The organism is Pseudomonas sp. LBUM1652 (assembly GCF_059716105.1).
This window is the reverse complement of sequence record NZ_CP166804.1, coordinates 5267319-5283533: the sequence shown is the minus strand read 5'-3', so window position 1 is coordinate 5283533 and position 16215 is coordinate 5267319. Positions and strand designations below refer to the sequence as shown.

Sequence of the window (16215 nt, the reverse complement as noted above, 5' to 3'; positions counted from 1 at the left end):
TCATTTGTATAAGTTTTTGCAGGGGAGGTGATTCCGTGTGGGAGCGGGTTTCACTTCCAGCCTTGCATCCACTCGGAATTATTTTTCAGGATTTGCCACTCGAATCGCTCACTGCGCTGCGTGAGCACTGCTTGCAACTCAACCTCGAGCACCGTGCCTTCCTCATCGCGGATCAGCTCGGTGACCAGAAAATGTTTTTCACGGTTTTGCGGGTGGGCTGCTGTCCATTTCGACAGCAGCAGTTTTTGCGGATTGATGCGATTCATTGCAGGTGTTCGTGCAGACGGCGCGCGGCTTCCTGGCCACTGAGCCAGGCGCCTTCGACGCGCCCGGACAGGCACCAGTCGCCACAGGCGTACAAACCCAGATCGGCATCGGCCAGGGTGCCCCATTCGTGGCCTGTTGCCGGGCGGGCATAGAGCCAGCGATGAGCGAGGCTGAAGGTCGGGGCGGGCATGGCGCTGTGCAGCAACTCGGCAAAGGCGCCGTGCAGTTGCTCGATCACGGCTTCCTTGGGCAGATCAATGTGCTGCCGGCTCCAAGCGCTGGTGGCATGCAGCACCCAAGTGTCGAGGGTGTTGTCGCGTCCGGGTTTGCTGCGGTTGCGCGCCAGCCAGTCGAGGGCGCTGTCTTGCACGAAGCAGCCTTCGATGGGCGTATCCAGCGGTGTGTCGAAGGCGAGGGCAACGGCCCAGGTCGGTTCCATTTTCACCCCGGCAGCGGCACCGGCAAGTTTCGGCGCAGCGGCGAGCAATGCCGTGGCCTGAGGCGCTGGCGTGGCAATCACCACATGGCTGAAAGGGCCGTGGGTGAAGCCTTCGGCGTCTTGCAGATGCCAGTGTTCTTCGCCACGAAAGACCTCGGTGATCCGGCAGGCGAAGTGGACTTCCATGCCGTCGAGCAAGCCGCGGGTGATCGCGCTCATGCGCGGCGCGCCGACCCAGCGGGTCTGCTCGTCCGGCGACAGATTCAGTTGTCCACCCTGGAAGGTATAGAGCTGCGGCGTCCACTCGGCGACCCAGCCCTGACTTTGCCAGCGCTGAACCTCGGTGACGAAACGGCGGTCGCGCGCAGTGAAATATTGCGCGCCCATGTCCAGCGAACCGGCGTCGCTGCGTTTGCTCGACATGCGTCCACCGCTGCCGCGACTTTTATCGAACAATTGAACGGTGTGCCCGGTCTCTGTCAGAGCCTGGGCTGCCGAGAGTCCGGCGATGCCGGTGCCGATGATTGCGATAGGTACAGTCATAGGGGCCTCGTTTACCTTTCTGTACAGACTACGCCGTTGATGAAACCTGTACAATTTTGTTTTTTGGTATAACTTCTAGCGTTCTCGTTCTGACAGCTTGGCCTATGGTTAAACAATAGAGCCTGCCCGTTCGAAAAGATCCCTGCTTTTAAAAATAGACTAGGGATCCGGGTAAAACGCCACGCGAGGAAGATGTCATGCACATATTGCTGACCGGCGGTACTGGTTTGATAGGACGGCAGCTCTGCCAGCATTGGGCGGAGCAGGGCCATCGCCTGACGGTGTGGAGTCGACGCCCCGAAAAAGTCGCGAAAATCTGTGGTGCGCAGGTGCGTGGCATTGCGCGCCTGGAAGACCTCGGCGATGAACCCGTAGACGCCATCGTCAATCTTGCGGGCGCGCCGATCGCCGACCGCCTGTGGACGCATCGCCGCAAGGCGTTGCTGTGGAGCAGCCGGATCAAGCTCACGGAAACCCTTTTGGCGTGGCTCGAAACCCGAGCGCAGCAGCCGTCGTTGTTGATCTCGGGATCGGCCATCGGCTGGTACGGCGACGGTGGTGAACGCGAGTTGACCGAAGACTCGCCGCCAGTGATCGACGATTTTGCCAGCCAGTTGTGCATCGCCTGGGAGGAAACCGCCCTGCGCGCAGAGTCGCTGGGCATCCGCGTGGTGCTGGTGCGAACCGGTCTGGTGCTGTCGGCCGAGGGCGGCTTTTTGTCGCGCTTGCTGCTGCCGTTCAAGCTCGGGCTGGGCGGGCCTTTGGGCAATGGTCGGCAGTGGATGCCGTGGGTTCATATCGACGATCAAATCGCCCTGATTGATTTTCTTCTGCACCGCGATCAGGCGAGCGGTCCTTATAATGCGTGCGCGCCGAAACCTGTGCGCAATCGTGAATTTGCCAAGACGCTGGGCAGCGTGTTGCACCGCCCGGCGTTCATGCCGATGCCCGCCCTTGCACTGAAGGTGGGGCTCGGCGAGATGTCTTTGTTGTTGCTGGGGGGCCAACGGGCCACGCCGGCACGCTTGCTGGAAGCGGGTTTCACTTTCCAGTTCACGGATTTACGCGCGGCTCTGGACGATCTCTCCAGCCGCCTCTGAAATAGGACGTTGCATGACCGATCACGCCTTGCTTCTGGTCAACCTGGGCTCCCCGGCCTCCACCTCGGTGGCCGATGTGCGCAGTTACCTCAATCAATTTCTGATGGACCCGTACGTGATCGACCTGCCGTGGCCAGTGCGGCGTTTGCTGGTTTCGCTGATTCTGATCAAGCGGCCCGAGCAGTCGGCGCACGCCTATGCCTCTATCTGGTGGGACGAAGGTTCGCCGCTGGTGGTACTCAGCCGTCGTCTGCAAGAGCAGATGAAAGCGCAGTGGAAACATGGCCCGGTCGACTTGGCGATGCGCTACGGCGAGCCTTCGATTGAAACGTGCCTGACAAGGCTGGTAGCAGCGGGACACAAGCGCATCACGCTGGCGCCGCTTTATCCACAGTTCGCCGACAGCACCACCACCACGGTGATCGAAGAGGCGAAGCGCGTGATCCGCGCGAAGAAGCTCAATGTGCAGATTTCGGTGCTGCAGCCGTTCTACGATCAGCCGGAATACCTCGACGCCTTGGTGGCCAGTGCCAAGCCGCATTTGCAGCAGGATTACGATCACTTGCTGCTGAGCTTCCATGGCCTGCCGGAACGGCACCTGACCAAGCTCGACCCGACCGGCAATCACTGCTTCAAAAATGAAGACTGCTGCAAGAATGCGTCGCCTGCGGTATTGGCAACCTGTTATCGCGCGCAATGTTTGCGCACGGCGGCCCTGTTCGCTGAGCGTATGGGGTTACCGGAGGGCAAATGGTCTGTCTCTTTTCAGTCGCGATTGGGCCGGGCGAAGTGGATTGAACCCTACACCGAAGCGCGGCTGGATGAGCTGGCGAAAAGCGGCGTGAAGAAGATTCTGGTGATGTGCCCGGCGTTTGTCGCCGACTGCATCGAGACACTGGAAGAGATCGGTGATCGCGGCAAGGAGCAGTTCCGCGAGGCGGGGGGAGAGGAGTTGGTGCTGGTGCCGTGCCTGAATGATGACCCGCAATGGGCGAAGGCGTTGGCGACCTTGTGTGAGCGAGCGCCGTTGGCGCTGTAAAGCCAAAAGCTTCGTCGGAACGCCGCCCGGAGCAAGCTCGCTCCCACATTTGATCTTCGGTGCGCTGAAGAACCCCTGTGGGAGCGAGCCTGCTCGCGAAAGCTATCTGTCAGGCAATAAACATCTTGAAGCCTTAGATCAGCGGCTCATCCGCCTTCTTGTTCTTCCAGCCATCATTGCCCGGCAGAATCAGGTTCAGCGCAATCGCCACCACCGCGCACAGCGCGATGCCTTTGAGACCGAAGTCATCCGGGCCAGTGCCGGTGCCGACCAGCACACCACCAATCCCGAATACCAGCGTCACCGAAACGATCACCAGATTGCGTGCTTCGCCCAGATCGATCTTGTGACGGATCAGGGTGTTCATCCCCACCGCCGCGATCGAGCCGAACAGCAGGCACAGAATCCCGCCCATCACCGGCACCGGAATGCTTTGCAGCAGCGCACCGAACTTGCCGACGAACGCCAGGCTGATGGCAAAGATCGCCGCCCAGGTCATGATTTTCGGGTTGTAGTTCTTGGTCAACATCACGGCGCCAGTCACTTCGGCGTAAGTGGTGTTTGGCGGGCCGCCGAACAGGCCGGCAGCGGTGGTGGCAATGCCGTCACCGAGCAGGGTGCGATGCAGGCCAGGCTTCTTCAGATAGTCGCGACCGGTAACGCTACCCACCGCAATCACACCGCCGATGTGTTCAATGGCCGGAGCCAATGCCACCGGCACGATGAACAGAATCGCCTGCCAGTTGAATTCCGGTGCGGTGAAGTGCGGGATCGCAAACCATGGAGCTGCGGCAATCTTCGCGGTATCGACCACGCCGAAATAGAAGGCCATGCCAAAGCCGACCAGCACGCCAGAAATGATCGGCACCAGACGGAAGATGCCTTTACCGAACACCGCCACGATCAACGTGGTCAGCAGCGCCGGCATCGAGATCATCATCGCGGTCTGGTAGTGGATCAGTTCGGAACCGTCACCCGCCTTGCCCATTGCCATGTTCGCGGCAATCGGCGCCATGGCCAGGCCGATGGAAATGATCACCGGACCAATCACCACCGGCGGCAGCAGGCGGTCGATGAAGCCTGTTCCTTTGATCTTCACCGCAAGGCCCAGGAAGGTGTAGACGAAACCAGCCGCCATCACGCCGCCCATGGTCGCGGCGAGGCCAAACTGGCCCTTGGCGAGAATGATCGGCGTGATAAAAGCGAAGCTCGACGCGAGGAACACCGGGACCTGACGGCCGGTGACGATCTGGAACAGAATCGTCCCAAGACCTGCGGTAAACAGTGCCACGTTCGGGTCCAGGCCGGTGATCAGCGGCATCAGCACCAGAGCGCCGAAAGCCACGAACAGCATCTGGGCGCCGGACAGCACCGTGCGCCAGAGCGGATCGTTGAACTCTTGCTGCATGGTCACGCGTCCTTCTGCTTGGTGCCGAAGATCTTGTCACCGGCATCGCCCAGCCCTGGGATGATGTAACCGTGTTCGTTCAAGCGTTCATCAATGGAAGCGGTGTAGATGGTCACGTCCGGGTGAGCCTTTTCTACTGCGGCAATGCCTTCCGGCGCGGCAACCAGCACCATGGCGCGGATATCTCTGCAGCCAGCCTTCTTCAGCAGGTCGATGGTCGCAACCATGGAGCTGCCGGTAGCGAGCATCGGGTCGATGATCATGGCCAGGCGTTCGTTGATTTCCGGAACCAGTTTTTCCAGATAAGTGTGGGCTTGCAGGGTTTCTTCGTTGCGGGCAACACCCACAGCGCTGACCTTGGCACCCGGGATCAGGCTCAGCACGCCTTCGAGCATGCCGATGCCGGCGCGCAGGATCGGCACGACGGTGATCTTCTTGCCGGCGATTTTCTCGACCGACACGGTGCCGCACCAACCTGCAATATCGTAGGATTCGAGCGGCAAATCTTTTGTAGCTTCATAGGTCAACAGTGCGCCGACTTCCTGAGCGAGCTCGCGGAAATTCTTGGTGCTGATGTCAGCGCGGCGCATCAGGCCGAGTTTATGACGGATCAGCGGATGGCGGATCTCGAGGATGGGCATGGGAAAGGCTCCGGCGGCGGGCAAAAAAACCGGCCTAGATTAATCTATCCGAGGGTGATGTCCTATAGGACATTGAGTACGTTAGTCCATAAAGGCTTGATTCGGCCGTGCGAGATGCGTACCTTTGCCCGCTTTTCGCAGCCATACCCCCCACCCACAACCCCCCCGGAGAGCGCCATGTCCGCTGATCTCGAGCATATCCGTCAAATCATGCGAGAGGCTGACTGCCTGTACACCGAGTCTGAAGTCGAGGCGGCCATCGCCCGCGTCGGTGCACAAATCAACGAGCAACTGGCTGACAGCAACCCGGTGGTGTTCTGCGTGATGAACGGCGGCCTGATCTTCTCCGGCAAACTGCTGACCCATCTGCAATTCCCGCTGGAAGCGTCCTACCTGCACGCGACCCGTTATCGCAACGAAACCAGCGGCGGCGATCTGTTCTGGAAAGCCAAGCCAGAAGTCTCGTTCATCGACCGCGACGTACTGATCATCGACGACATCCTCGACGAAGGGCACACCCTGGGCGCGATCATCGACTTCTGCAAACACGCCGGCGCGCGCAAAGTGCACACTGCCGTGCTGATCGACAAGGATCACGACCGCAAGGCACGTCCTGACCTGAAAGCCGATTTCGTCGGTCTGCCGTGCATTGACCGTTATATCTTCGGTTACGGCATGGACTACAAAGGCTACTGGCGCAACGCCAACGGGATCTTCGCCGTTAAAGGCATGTAAGCAAGATCAAAAGATCGCAGCCTTCGGCAGCTCCTACATGGGATTGATGTAAACCTGTAGGAGCTGCGGAACGCTGCGATCTTTTGCTTTTAATCCCATGCTAGAGTGCTCGGCCCGTCCCCGGAGCCAGCCATGAGCCTCTTGATCCGCAGCTTTGCCGCCCTGTTGCTGACCCTCAGCCTGCCTCTGTCCGCCGCGCCGATGCACAGTCAATTCCTGCCGCCGGATGACCTGACCCTTCGCGATGCCGAGCCGGAACAGCAGCAACTGCTGCAAGTCACCGACTATTCGGTGGTCGTCGGTGCGCAACGCCAATCCAATCAGCAGCCAATTCCGGTCACTTCGTCGCTGATGATCCGTCTCAAGGGCAAGTCCCTGAACAAGGGCGCAACGATTACTCAGGTGCTGGTCAGTTTCGATGGTGAAAGCAAAAGCCTGAAAAAACCGCTTTACGACGAAAAAAGCAAAACCCTGAACCTGTTTTACCCGCTCGCCCAATACCGCGTGGTGATGGATCTGCTGCGTAACGACACCGTCTATGTGCAGTTCCTCAGTTACGCCAACGGCCATATCTGGGCCGATTTGCACACCGGCAGCGTGCGCGCGCGTTGAGCCCGGCGGCGGGGCAGGGGTAAACTGCCCGCCCGTGAAATGTCTGCGAGCTGGAGTCGGCAATGCGTAAAGATAAGAAACAAGTGATTGGTGACGAGATCGGCGATGAGCAGATCAAGCTGTTCCTCGATTTTGAACCGGTCGACGCCACCTCGCCGTCGCTGCACAAACTGATCAAGGCTTATCGTGGCTTGCGCATTGATGACTTCGAGCGGTTTCTGACGTTCTTCGTTGCCGCTGGCTACGACGTCGATGGCAAGGATGAGCAGGGCCAGACTTTCGTTGAGGTGATCAAGGATCAGCGAAACGCCCCGGACTACATCGAGCTGATCGAAAAAAGCCGCGGCTAAGGTTTTCTCAAGGCATAAAAAAACGCCCCGCACTCACTGAGTACGGGGCGTTTTTTATGCCGCTAGATCAAGCGTAGCTTGGGGTCTCGCTGCTTTCTTCAACCAGTTCCAGTGCGATGTTGTTCTGCGTGTTGATCTTGCGATACAGCGCAGCATCGGTTTCCAGTACTTTTTCACGGGCCGGGAAGATTTCGGCCAGTTTGCCAGCCCATTCAGCCTTGGCCTTGCCCGGGAAGCACTTCTCGATCAGTTCCAGCATGATCGAAACGGTTACCGAGGCACCTGGGGATGCGCCGAGCAGAGCAGCGAGGGAACCGTCCTTCGCAGCCACCAGTTCGGTACCGAATTGCAGGATGCCGCCCTTTTTCGGGTCTTTCTTGATGATCTGCACCCGTTGGCCGGCCACTTCCAGGCGCCAGTCTTCGGCTTTCGCTTCAGGGTAGAAACGGCGCAGGGATTCCAGACGCTGCTCCATCGACTGCATCACTTCGCTGACCAGGTACTTGGTCAGGTCCATGTTGTTTTTCGCCACCGCCAGCATCGGCCCGATGTTGCCGGCGCGAACCGACATCGGCAGATCCATGAAGGAGCCGTGCTTGAGGAACTTGGTGGTGAAACCGGCGTATGGCCCGAACAGCAGGGATTTCTTGCCATCGACCACGCGGGTGTCCAGGTGCGGCACCGACATCGGCGGCGAACCCACGGCGGCCTGGCTGTAGACTTTGGCCTGGTGGTGTTTGACCACGTCCGGGTTGTCGCAACGCAGCCACTGGCCGCTGATCGGGAAGCCGCCGAAGCCTTTGCTTTCTTCGATTCCAGAGGCTTGCAGCAACGGCAGTGCCGCGCCACCGGCGCCGAGGAAGACGAATTTGGCGTCGACTTCACGGCTGCTGCCGCTGTTGACGTCCTTGATGCTGACGGTCCAGCCGTTGCCGTTACGCTTGAGGCCAGTCACGCGCTTGCAGTATTTGACCTGGGCGTCGGGTGCGCTGGTCAGGTGCTTGAGCAACTGATTGGTCAGGGCGCCGAAGTTGACGTCGGTGCCGTTCATCACGCGGGTGGCAGCGAGCACTTCGTCCGGCGAGCGGCCCGGCATCATCAGCGGCATCCACTCGGCCATCTTGGCTTTGTCTTCGGTGTATTCCATGTCGGAGAAAGCGTGGTGCTTGCTCAACACGTCAAAGCGTTCCTTGAGGAACGAAACGCCTTTGTCACCCTGGACAAAACTCAGGTGCGGCACCGGGCTGATGAAGGACTTGCACGAGCCGAAGGTGCCTTTCTTGGTCAGGTACGACCAGAACTGCTTGGACACTTCGAACTGGGTGTTGATGTGCACGGCTTTCTTGATGTCGACGCTGCCATCGGCAGCCTGCGGCGTGTAGTTCAGCTCGCACAGGCCTGCGTGACCGGTACCGGCGTTGTTCCACGGGTTGGAACTCTCCGCAGCACCGGAATCCATCAGCTCGACAACTTCCAGCTTGATCGCCGGATCGAGCTCTTTGAGCAGCACGGCAAGGGTGGCACTCATGATGCCGGCCCCAACCAGTACTACGTCGACTGCTTCGTTATGCGCCATTTAACGCGTCTCCAAAATCTGCAGCACCAAATTGTCGGCATGGCTGCCAGGCGTTCAGGGGCAGTTCAGTGGTGCCCCAGGTAACGATGGTCAGTTCGCCATGTCCGAATCTTCGCAATTTTTCGCGACTTCGATGGATGCATGCGGCCAGGCTTCAAGAGTTCCATGAACTCATTTCAGCGCGCGGCTGGCAATTCGACTTATGGTCGAGACATCCATTTTGTGCAACCAAATCCGTAGCGGACAGGCTTCAGGCTCCGATATTCGAGGTATACCCGGTCCTGTGTCGTTGGGCTGTTTCAGACGCTAATGGTGCATGTTCAGACGCAAAACTATTCATTTGCTCGCCACACTCTTGTGAAGTTGTGAAAACCCGTTTTTTTCACGCTCTTTTGAAGACGTGAACCTCAAAAAAGGGCTGTCGAAGCCTGGCACCGTGCCCATGAAGGCAAAACAGCTCAGTGACCGAGCGTCATGACAGCTCTGCAGATTCGCGAAAAGCGGGGTTTTGCCGGAAGAACAGGCAAGCGCGCCAACTTCACTCGATCTGTGTGGGCGGCTCTCTGTGGGCGATTTTTGATGTCGATGCAAGCGCATTGACGCTGTTGCGGGGCCCGATCAGGAGACGTCCTTATAATCGGGGGGAGATTGTATCGAAGAAATGCGCGGAGTTGGTTGTGTTTAATGACTTTTATTAGCCGTCCGGTCAGATGGTCAACTGCACTTGAGCCCGTGCGCGCATTTGTCGCGGTACGACCCGGGCGCTGGCGGGCAGCGGCTGGTTCAACCACTGCAGGCGGATTTCTTCGATTTCGACCCAGCCATCGCCCATCGGTTGCAGGCTGCACTGCTTGAACGCCTGACAATGGCCGTTACGATCGAGCAGGGCGAAGCTGCGGTGCAGCGGGCGTGGGGCGAACAACGAGATCAGATAACGCATGGCCGAGTACCTTGTTGGAGGACTGGTTTGAAGATTGCCAGCGACCCGTGACGTCAAGGTGTATGGGCGGTGAAGAATGTGTGACAGGAACCGCTTTCGACAGGGTTTGTCAGACATTTCAGTATTCACCTCGCGATGCTGGTGACCCGCAGTGGCCCACCGCTATACTGCCGGCCTGTTTGTGCCTGATTCTGGAGAGAAGAGCATGTTGCAACGCCTGTTGTTCGGTTTGATCACTGTGGCCGGTTTGACTCTGGCCGGCTGCGCCCACAGCCCGCAACAACTGAGTCCGGAACCGAAGCTGACCACGCAATTGCCAGCCGTCGGCCGTGGCCAGCCTGTGGTAGTGCGTGTGGTTGACGGTCGTCCGTCGCCAACCTTGGGCACCCGTGGTGGCCTGTACCCGGAAACCAGCGCCATCACCGTGCAACGCGAGCAGATCCTGCCGAAGTTGCAGGCTCAGGCTGAAGCCGCCGTGCGTCTGCTCGGGTTTACCCCGACCAACAACGCGCCGAATGCTCCCCAGTTGACCGTGACCCTGGCGGAACTGAAATATCAGTCGCCTAAAGAAGGCATGTACGTGACCGAAGCCACGATCGGCGCAACCTTCCGCTCCGACGTACAGAACGCCAACCGCCGCTACAGCGGCCGTTACGGCGCATCGCTGGACCAGCGTTTCGGCATGGCGCCGAATCAGGAAACCAACACCAAACTGGTGAGTGACGTGTTGAGCGATGCGTTGACGCGTCTGTTCAAGGACCCGACTGTTGGGCAGGTTCTCGCTGAGTAAGTCTTTCGGCTGATGTAAAAAAGCCCGGTGCCAGTGATGGCTCCGGGCTTTTTCATGTGTGCAGGTTCTGGATTCGGGTTGTCTGGAAGATCCATCCCCCTCACCCCAGCCCTCTCCCCCAGGGGGGCGAGGGGGAAGGGAGCCGATTGGGGGCTTTTCAAGGCTTGAGTACGGCTCGATATTTCAGGTCGACGTAACTTAAATATTCATCTCGGTCAGTCCCCTCTCCCTCCGGGAGAGGGTTAGGGTGAGGGGCTCTTGACTCACGCAGCTTGCGAATAGAAATCGAGCACGCTGACCCCAGTCAGCAAATCCGTCTCGGGCAAATCCGCATGCTGATGCCCGCCCAGTGCGCAATACACCAGCCAATGGCGATCCTGAACATTGAAGGCAAGGCTGCCGACGAGGCTCTGCTGTTCGTCGGATGGGGTGATGAGGTAGAGACGATCCTGGTTTTCAGCGTGAAGCATGTCGCATTCCATGTGTGTTTCGAGGCGCGCATGGTGGCCGATGTAAATGACGAAGCCGTGACACAGGACAGCCATCGGTCGATTGATGGGTTATTTGTCGTAAAAGGGAGGCGTCGGGGGCCGGTTTCGGTAGAATCCCGCCGCAGTCGTCGGTCTGGCGCCTGCCACACCGATTAAGTTTGAGGTCTGTGATGTCGCTGCATTTGATGACGCTGTTTACCGCCCATCCCGCCAAATTGATCAATCTGTTGGCCCTGCTGCTGGCCTTCCCGGGCAGTTGGCTGCTGCACGCGACTCGCCGCCGTGAACAACGCGCAATGGCCAGTATTGCGGCCCAGCGCCAGGCGCAGCCGAACGCCGAGCCGATCCTCGATTGGGCAACGTTGCGCATGAACCGGTTTTTCTATCGCTTCGGCTTTGCCTGCCTGGGGCTGGCGTTGCTCATTTCGTGGGTCAGCACCCGCTTCTGAAGCGAATGCAAAACCTTGTGGTGAGGGGATTTATCCCCGATGGCCTGCGCAGCAGGCCCATGATTTCTCAGGCAGAAACCTGGGGCCGCTTCGCGCCCCATCGGGGATAAATCCCCTCACCACAAAGGCGCCGTTTTTGTCTCTGGCCGAAGACGCTTACAGCGCCAACCCAGCCTTGACCCGGTACTGATTGCGCACCGGCGTCGCATATTGAAGCACCAGATACGGACGATGCTCTTCAGGGCAGGCGTCCAACCGTTGCTGCCACTCTTCCTGCGCCTTGGCCAGTTCATCCGCCGGGAACACCTCGGCAGCCTTCGGCACGTTCAACTGCGGATCAGCATCCGCCCACTGCGCATACGCCAGGTAATGCACCGGGAACAGGCGATAACCGCCGAGAATCTGCTTGTCCATCTCGACCGCCAATTGCTTGGTGTCTTCGAACAGCTCGGTGATTGGCGCGGCAAAGTTCACGTGCACCCGGCCTTTGTAACCGGTGATGCCCTTGGCGATACTCACGTCATCTTCGCCCGGCGCCTTGGCGTAGGTGCCGGTGGTGGCGCGGATATACAACTCGCGGGCCTTGGCCTGGTCGCACGGGTCGTATTCGTAGCTGATCGACACCGGGGTGACGTTCAGCGACTGAATGACTTCACCGAACGGTTCGTCCTTGCGGCTCATGTGGAACATCTTGAGGATCGCCGACTCGGTACGGTCGTCACCGTCCTTGGCCCGACCTTCGGCCTGAGCGATCCAGATCGAGGCGCAGTCGTTGCGGATCGAGTGGTTGATGTAGGCCGACAGCAATTGGTACGCAGCCATTTTCTCGCGGCGTCCGGTGATCGAACGGTGAACGATGAAGCTTTTGTTCAGGCGCATCAGATCGCTGACAAAGGGCTTTTGCAGCAGGTTGTCACCAATCGCGATACGCGGCGTCGGCAGGCCGGCGTGATACACGGCGTAGTTGACGAAGGCCGGGTCCATCACGATGTCGCGGTGGTTGGCGATGAACAGATACGCGCTGCCGGACTTGAATTGCTCGACACCGGTATAGGTCACGCCATCGGTGGCGCGCTCGATGGTGTGGTCGACGTAGAACTCGACTTTGTCCTGCAAGGTCGCCACCGACGTCACGTCGGCGAACTCACGACGCAGCCGATGGGCTATAAGTGGTTTGAGCATCCAGCCGAAGGCACCGGCAAAACGCGGGAAGCGGAAGTGGGTGAGGATATCTAGAAACGCCTTGTCGCCGAGCAGTCTTGCCAGTACCGCAGGTACTTCGCTGTCGTCGTAAGGTCGGATGGCATCGAATTCGCCCATCATGCTCTCTTGTTGGAAACGGCTAGGGTAAGTAAAGGTTTTGATCGAAAACCAACGGGGCACGGTCTGAAAAAGTAGCCAGACAAAAATAGCCCTGCAAATAGACCGGCGATTATACGCACAAGTCACCTGGGAGACCGCGATGCTGGAAACCGAGCATTATGAATGTCCATATTGTGGGGAAAGGTGCGAAGCGGTTCTGGATTTGTCCGGAGGAGATCAGAAGTACACCGAGGACTGCCCGGTATGCTGTAAACCGATCATATTCAAGCTGCAAACTGACGGTATTGAATGGATGCTCGATGTACTTAGCGAAAACGAATGAGGGGCGCCCATGCAGCGAATCTACGAGCCGGAAAACCTGATGGAAGGCGAGATGCTCAAGGGCATGCTTGCCAGCGAAGGCATCGAGGCGCACCTGATGGGGCGGGATCTGCTCGGCGGCACGGGCGAGTTGCCGATCTTTGGCCTGTTGGGGCTGTCGGTCGACAATGATAAGGCCGAATACGCCCTTGAGCTGATCACCGCGTACAATGCCGCGCTGCCGCTACCCGGCGATGAACCGGAGAGCTTCCCCGGTACGTTGGTCTGTTAGGCTGACGTTCGTTTTATTTGTGAGTCGTGTTGCCCCATGTGCGGACGTTATGCCCTGTTTCGCTGGAACCGCGACTTCGCGGCGCTGCCAGGTTTTCCTGCCGATCAACTGGCGCAGTGGAACATTTCCCCCAACGATTCGGTGTTGATGCTGCGTGCCGGTGAAGATGGCGAACGCACTCTGGCCCGTGCGCGCTGGGGGCTGACGCCGCCGTGGCTGACCGATCTGTCGCGTACCCCGGCCCACGCCCGGGCGGAAACGGTGGCCGAGCAGCCGATGTTTCGTGAAGCCTTGCGTCTGCGTCGTTGCCTGCTGCCGGCCAACGGTTTTTATGAATGGCGCGGGACCCAGCGCAAGCGCCCGTACTGGCTGACGCCGGGTGAGGGCTCTTCGCTGTTTTTTGCGGCGATCTGGGAAGCGTATCCGGTGCAGGAGCAGGTGTGGCTGAGCACGGCGGTGATCACTCAGTCAGCGGCCAGTCAGCGACGACCGTTGATTCTGGATGAGGCGGGGCAGGCGGCCTGGCTCGATCCCGAGACGCCGCTGCATACCTTGCAGGCGCTGCTGGCCAGTGAACCCGCCGCGTTGCGCGAGCGGGTGTTGGCGAATCTGGTGAATGATCCGAAGCTGAATGGACCGGAATGTTTGACTCCGGGGTGAGGGGCTCTTCGTTTTTCAGACCTTGAACTGGTTGATCAACCGTCGCTGCTGCTCCGCCAATTTGGTCAGGTCGGCGCTCGCCGAACTCGATTCATCCGCGCCGCCCGCCACTTCATTGGCCACTTGTCCGATATTGATCACGTTGCGGTTGATGTCATCGGCGACCGCACTCTGCTCCTCGGCCGCACTGGCAATCTGCGTGTTCATGTCATTGATCACCGATACCGCCTGAGTAATCGTCTCCAGCGCCTCGGCCGCTTTTGCCGCGTGCTGCACGCTTTCGTCGGTGCGATTCTGGCTGTCTTCCATGACCCGCACCACGTCGCGGGTGCCTTGTTGCAGTTGCTGAATCATGGACTGGATTTCTTCGGTGGCTTTCTGGGTCTTCTGCGCCAGATTGCGCACTTCGTCCGCGACCACGGCAAAGCCACGACCCTGTTCCCCGGCGCGCGCCGCCTCGATGGCCGCGTTAAGCGCCAACAGGTTGGTTTGCTCGGCAATCCCGCGAATCGCGGTAAGGATCGCGTTGATGTTTTCGCTGTCCTTGGCCAGTGTTTGCACTACATCCACAGCCTTGCCGATTTCCACAGCTAGCACGCCAATCGAATTCGAAGTATCACGGACGATCTGCATGCCCTGGCTGGCGGCCTGATCGGCATGGCTGGCAGCTTGCGCAGCCTGGGTCGCATTGCGCGCGACGTCCTGCGCGGTAGCCGTCATTTCGTGCACGGCAGTGGCGACCTGCTCGATCTCGGCCATTTGTTTCTGTATGCCGATGTTGGTGCGAATCGCGATGTCGGCCGTGTGTTCGGAAGAATCACTGACGCTCTGCACCGACGTCACCACTTGCGTGATCATCGCCTGCAACTTGCTCAGGAAAGTGTTGAAGCCCTTGGCGATCGAGCCCAGTTCATCGCTGCGATCACTGCTCAAACGACGCGTCAGATCACCTTCGCCCTGAGCGATGTCATCCAGCATGGCGACCATTTGCTTCAGCGGTCGGGCGATGCCGTGGCCCACCAGCCAGATCACCAGCAGGCCGATGCCGGCAATGATCAGGCCGACCATGGCCATGCCGAAGGTGTCGGATTTGCGCTGGGCGTCGAGGTCGGCCTGCAGTTTCTGCAAGTCGGCCATCACCGCGTCGAGCGGCAGTTGCAGCATCAGCGTCCAGCGTGCGTCGGTCTGGCCGATGCCGAACGGCAGGTACAGTTCGATCCGACCCTTGTCCTTGTCGACGGAGTAGGTGACTTCGCCGCGCTTGAGATTGGCCATGTTGGCGATCTGCTCGGCGTCGAGAATGTCGCTGACCTTCTCGCCGAATTTGCTCGGGTCCTTGGTGTAGGCAACGATCCGCCCGTTGCTGCCGACCAGGGCCATTTGCCCGGCGCCGCTGTACAGCTTCTGGTTGGCCGCGAGGAGCATTTCCTGAATGAAGTTCACCGACAGGTCGGCGCCAACGATGCCCTGGAACGCGCCGTTGAGCATGATCGGTTCAATAAACGAGGCGAGCATGACGATCTTGTCGCCGACCTTGTAGGGCGCCGGATCGATCACGCAGGATTTTTTACTCTCTTTCGAGCACAGGTAGTACTCGCTGGCACGCACGCCGGTGGACAGGACTTTCTGGTCGTCGACGTCCACCAGTTTGTCCAGGCCCAGGGTGCCGTCGTCATTGCGGAACCACCATGGCAGGAAGCGCCCGTTGGCCGAATCGATACCGACTACGCTAGTGCCGACGTAGGCTGCGTCATTGTGGTCCAGAGCGTTTTTTTCCCAGCCGATGTAAGTACCCAGAATCTTCGGGTTCTTTTCGACGTTTTCCTTGATCAGGCTGATCAGTTGCTCACGGCTGACGGTCAGTCGCGGCTGGCCATCGGCACCCGGCGCGCCGAGCAGGGCATTGACCCGCACCAGCCCTCCGGCAATCAACAACGGCGCTTCGAGTTCGCGCTGGATCTGGCTGACCTGGGTCTGCGCCAGCGAAGTCAGGCGCTGTTCGATGACTTGCTCGAACTGGGCCTGGGTGCGCTGCTGCACCATCTCTTGGGTGCGGGCGCCGGAGAACAGCGCATATAACACCAGCGCGGCGACCACGCTGAGAACGATGGCGCCGGCCAGAGCGGCGACGGAAAACTGGATCGACTTGAACTTCATGGGAGCTCCGCACGCAAGAGGACGTCTGCGCTGTTGTATCGGCCGCGGGCAATGAGCCATGAGTGGTGCAAGGCGTGATCAGGCGGGGATGTCGCAAATGGAT

General features: G+C 59.4%; 19 protein-coding genes. 10 read left to right on the top strand and 9 right to left on the bottom strand.

Annotated elements, in window-relative coordinates:
- Positions 1-50: 50 nt before the first annotated feature.
- Together ACA069_RS23780 and ACA069_RS23775 are read right to left on the bottom strand one after the other, a co-directional pair.
- A complete protein-coding gene (locus ACA069_RS23780; protein WP_187678039.1) occupies positions 51-266 on the bottom strand; it encodes a TIGR02450 family Trp-rich protein in 216 nt (71 codons plus the stop codon).
- A complete protein-coding gene (locus ACA069_RS23775) occupies positions 263-1249 on the bottom strand; it encodes an NAD(P)/FAD-dependent oxidoreductase (protein ID WP_305439758.1) in 987 nt (328 codons plus the stop codon). The genes ACA069_RS23780 and ACA069_RS23775 overlap by 4 nt, the downstream gene beginning before the upstream one ends.
- Positions 1250-1446: 197 nt before the next feature.
- Here ACA069_RS23775 and ACA069_RS23770 point away from each other — a divergent pair, with 197 nt between their 5' ends.
- Positions 1447-2349, top strand: coding sequence for a TIGR01777 family oxidoreductase (locus ACA069_RS23770; protein ID WP_187678037.1), 903 nt, complete (start codon positions 1447-1449; stop codon positions 2347-2349).
- A 13-nt stretch (positions 2350-2362) separates the two neighbouring features.
- A complete protein-coding gene (gene hemH / locus ACA069_RS23765) occupies positions 2363-3388 on the top strand; it encodes a ferrochelatase (protein ID WP_401271801.1) in 1026 nt (341 codons plus the stop codon).
- Positions 3389-3521: 133 nt separating this feature from the next.
- Here the strand turns inward: hemH and ACA069_RS23760 are convergent, their stop codons facing one another.
- Both ACA069_RS23760 and upp read right to left on the bottom strand, forming a co-directional pair.
- Positions 3522-4796, bottom strand: coding sequence for a uracil-xanthine permease family protein (locus tag ACA069_RS23760; RefSeq protein WP_095190599.1), 1275 nt, complete (start codon positions 4794-4796; stop codon positions 3522-3524).
- A 2-nt stretch (positions 4797-4798) separates the two neighbouring features.
- Complete coding sequence (upp, locus tag ACA069_RS23755) at positions 4799-5437, bottom strand: uracil phosphoribosyltransferase (protein WP_305439755.1); 639 nt, start codon at positions 5435-5437, stop codon at positions 4799-4801.
- Positions 5438-5614: 177 nt separating this feature from the next.
- Here upp and ACA069_RS23750 point away from each other — a divergent pair, with 177 nt between their 5' ends.
- The 3 genes from ACA069_RS23750 (at position 5615) to ACA069_RS23740 (ending at position 7134) form a co-directional block, all read left to right on the top strand.
- Positions 5615-6172 (top strand): hypoxanthine-guanine phosphoribosyltransferase, encoded by a 558-nt coding sequence (locus ACA069_RS23750; RefSeq protein ID WP_016987197.1) that lies wholly within the window; start codon positions 5615-5617, stop codon positions 6170-6172.
- 132 nt (positions 6173-6304) lie between these two features.
- Positions 6305-6784, top strand: a complete 480-nt coding sequence (locus ACA069_RS23745; protein ID WP_401271800.1) for a hypothetical protein — start codon at positions 6305-6307, stop codon at positions 6782-6784.
- Between the two features lie 62 nt (positions 6785-6846).
- Positions 6847-7134 (top strand): PA4642 family protein, encoded by a 288-nt coding sequence (locus tag ACA069_RS23740; protein ID WP_187678033.1) that lies wholly within the window; start codon positions 6847-6849, stop codon positions 7132-7134.
- A gap of 67 nt (positions 7135-7201) precedes the next feature.
- On the opposite strand, the gene mqo is transcribed toward ACA069_RS23740, so the two are convergent.
- Positions 7202-8710 carry a malate dehydrogenase (quinone) gene (gene mqo / locus ACA069_RS23735; RefSeq protein ID WP_187678032.1) on the bottom strand — a complete coding sequence of 503 codons (1509 nt, stop codon included), beginning with the start codon at positions 8708-8710 and terminating at the stop codon, positions 7202-7204.
- A gap of 706 nt (positions 8711-9416) precedes the next feature.
- The gene (locus ACA069_RS23730) at positions 9417-9650 is read right to left on the bottom strand and encodes a hypothetical protein (protein ID WP_187678031.1); all 234 of its coding nucleotides are present in this window, start codon (positions 9648-9650) and stop codon (positions 9417-9419) included.
- 205 nt (positions 9651-9855) lie between these two features.
- Between ACA069_RS23730 and ACA069_RS23725 the strand changes: the two genes are divergently transcribed.
- Positions 9856-10440, top strand: coding sequence for a YajG family lipoprotein (locus ACA069_RS23725; protein WP_007912832.1), 585 nt, complete (start codon positions 9856-9858; stop codon positions 10438-10440).
- 263 nt (positions 10441-10703) lie between these two features.
- Here ACA069_RS23725 and ACA069_RS23720 read toward each other — a convergent pair whose 3' ends face one another.
- Positions 10704-10910, bottom strand: a complete 207-nt coding sequence (locus tag ACA069_RS23720; protein ID WP_047296561.1) for a hypothetical protein — start codon at positions 10908-10910, stop codon at positions 10704-10706.
- A gap of 191 nt (positions 10911-11101) precedes the next feature.
- Here ACA069_RS23720 and ACA069_RS23715 point away from each other — a divergent pair, with 191 nt between their 5' ends.
- Positions 11102-11380, top strand: coding sequence for a hypothetical protein (locus tag ACA069_RS23715; RefSeq protein ID WP_095190593.1), 279 nt, complete (start codon positions 11102-11104; stop codon positions 11378-11380).
- Between the two features lie 156 nt (positions 11381-11536).
- On the opposite strand, the gene ACA069_RS23710 is transcribed toward ACA069_RS23715, so the two are convergent.
- Complete coding sequence (locus tag ACA069_RS23710) at positions 11537-12700, bottom strand: 1-acyl-sn-glycerol-3-phosphate acyltransferase (protein WP_497615340.1); 1164 nt, start codon at positions 12698-12700, stop codon at positions 11537-11539.
- Positions 12701-12842: 142 nt separating this feature from the next.
- Between ACA069_RS23710 and ACA069_RS23705 the strand changes: the two genes are divergently transcribed.
- Genes ACA069_RS23705 through ACA069_RS23695 form a run of 3 tightly spaced genes read left to right on the top strand, consistent with a single transcriptional unit; the run spans position 12843 to position 13955 of the window.
- Positions 12843-13025 carry a CPXCG motif-containing cysteine-rich protein gene (locus tag ACA069_RS23705; protein WP_489881046.1) on the top strand — a complete coding sequence of 61 codons (183 nt, stop codon included), beginning with the start codon at positions 12843-12845 and terminating at the stop codon, positions 13023-13025.
- Positions 13026-13034: 9 nt separating this feature from the next.
- Positions 13035-13295, top strand: coding sequence for a putative signal transducing protein (locus tag ACA069_RS23700; protein WP_187678029.1), 261 nt, complete (start codon positions 13035-13037; stop codon positions 13293-13295).
- A 36-nt stretch (positions 13296-13331) separates the two neighbouring features.
- Positions 13332-13955 carry an SOS response-associated peptidase gene (locus ACA069_RS23695; protein WP_187678028.1) on the top strand — a complete coding sequence of 208 codons (624 nt, stop codon included), beginning with the start codon at positions 13332-13334 and terminating at the stop codon, positions 13953-13955.
- Between the two features lie 15 nt (positions 13956-13970).
- Here ACA069_RS23695 and ACA069_RS23690 read toward each other — a convergent pair whose 3' ends face one another.
- Positions 13971-16112: a methyl-accepting chemotaxis protein gene (locus ACA069_RS23690; RefSeq protein WP_497615339.1), complete on the bottom strand. Its 2142-nt coding sequence runs from the start codon at positions 16110-16112 to the stop codon at positions 13971-13973.
- Positions 16113-16215: the final 103 nt, after the last annotated feature.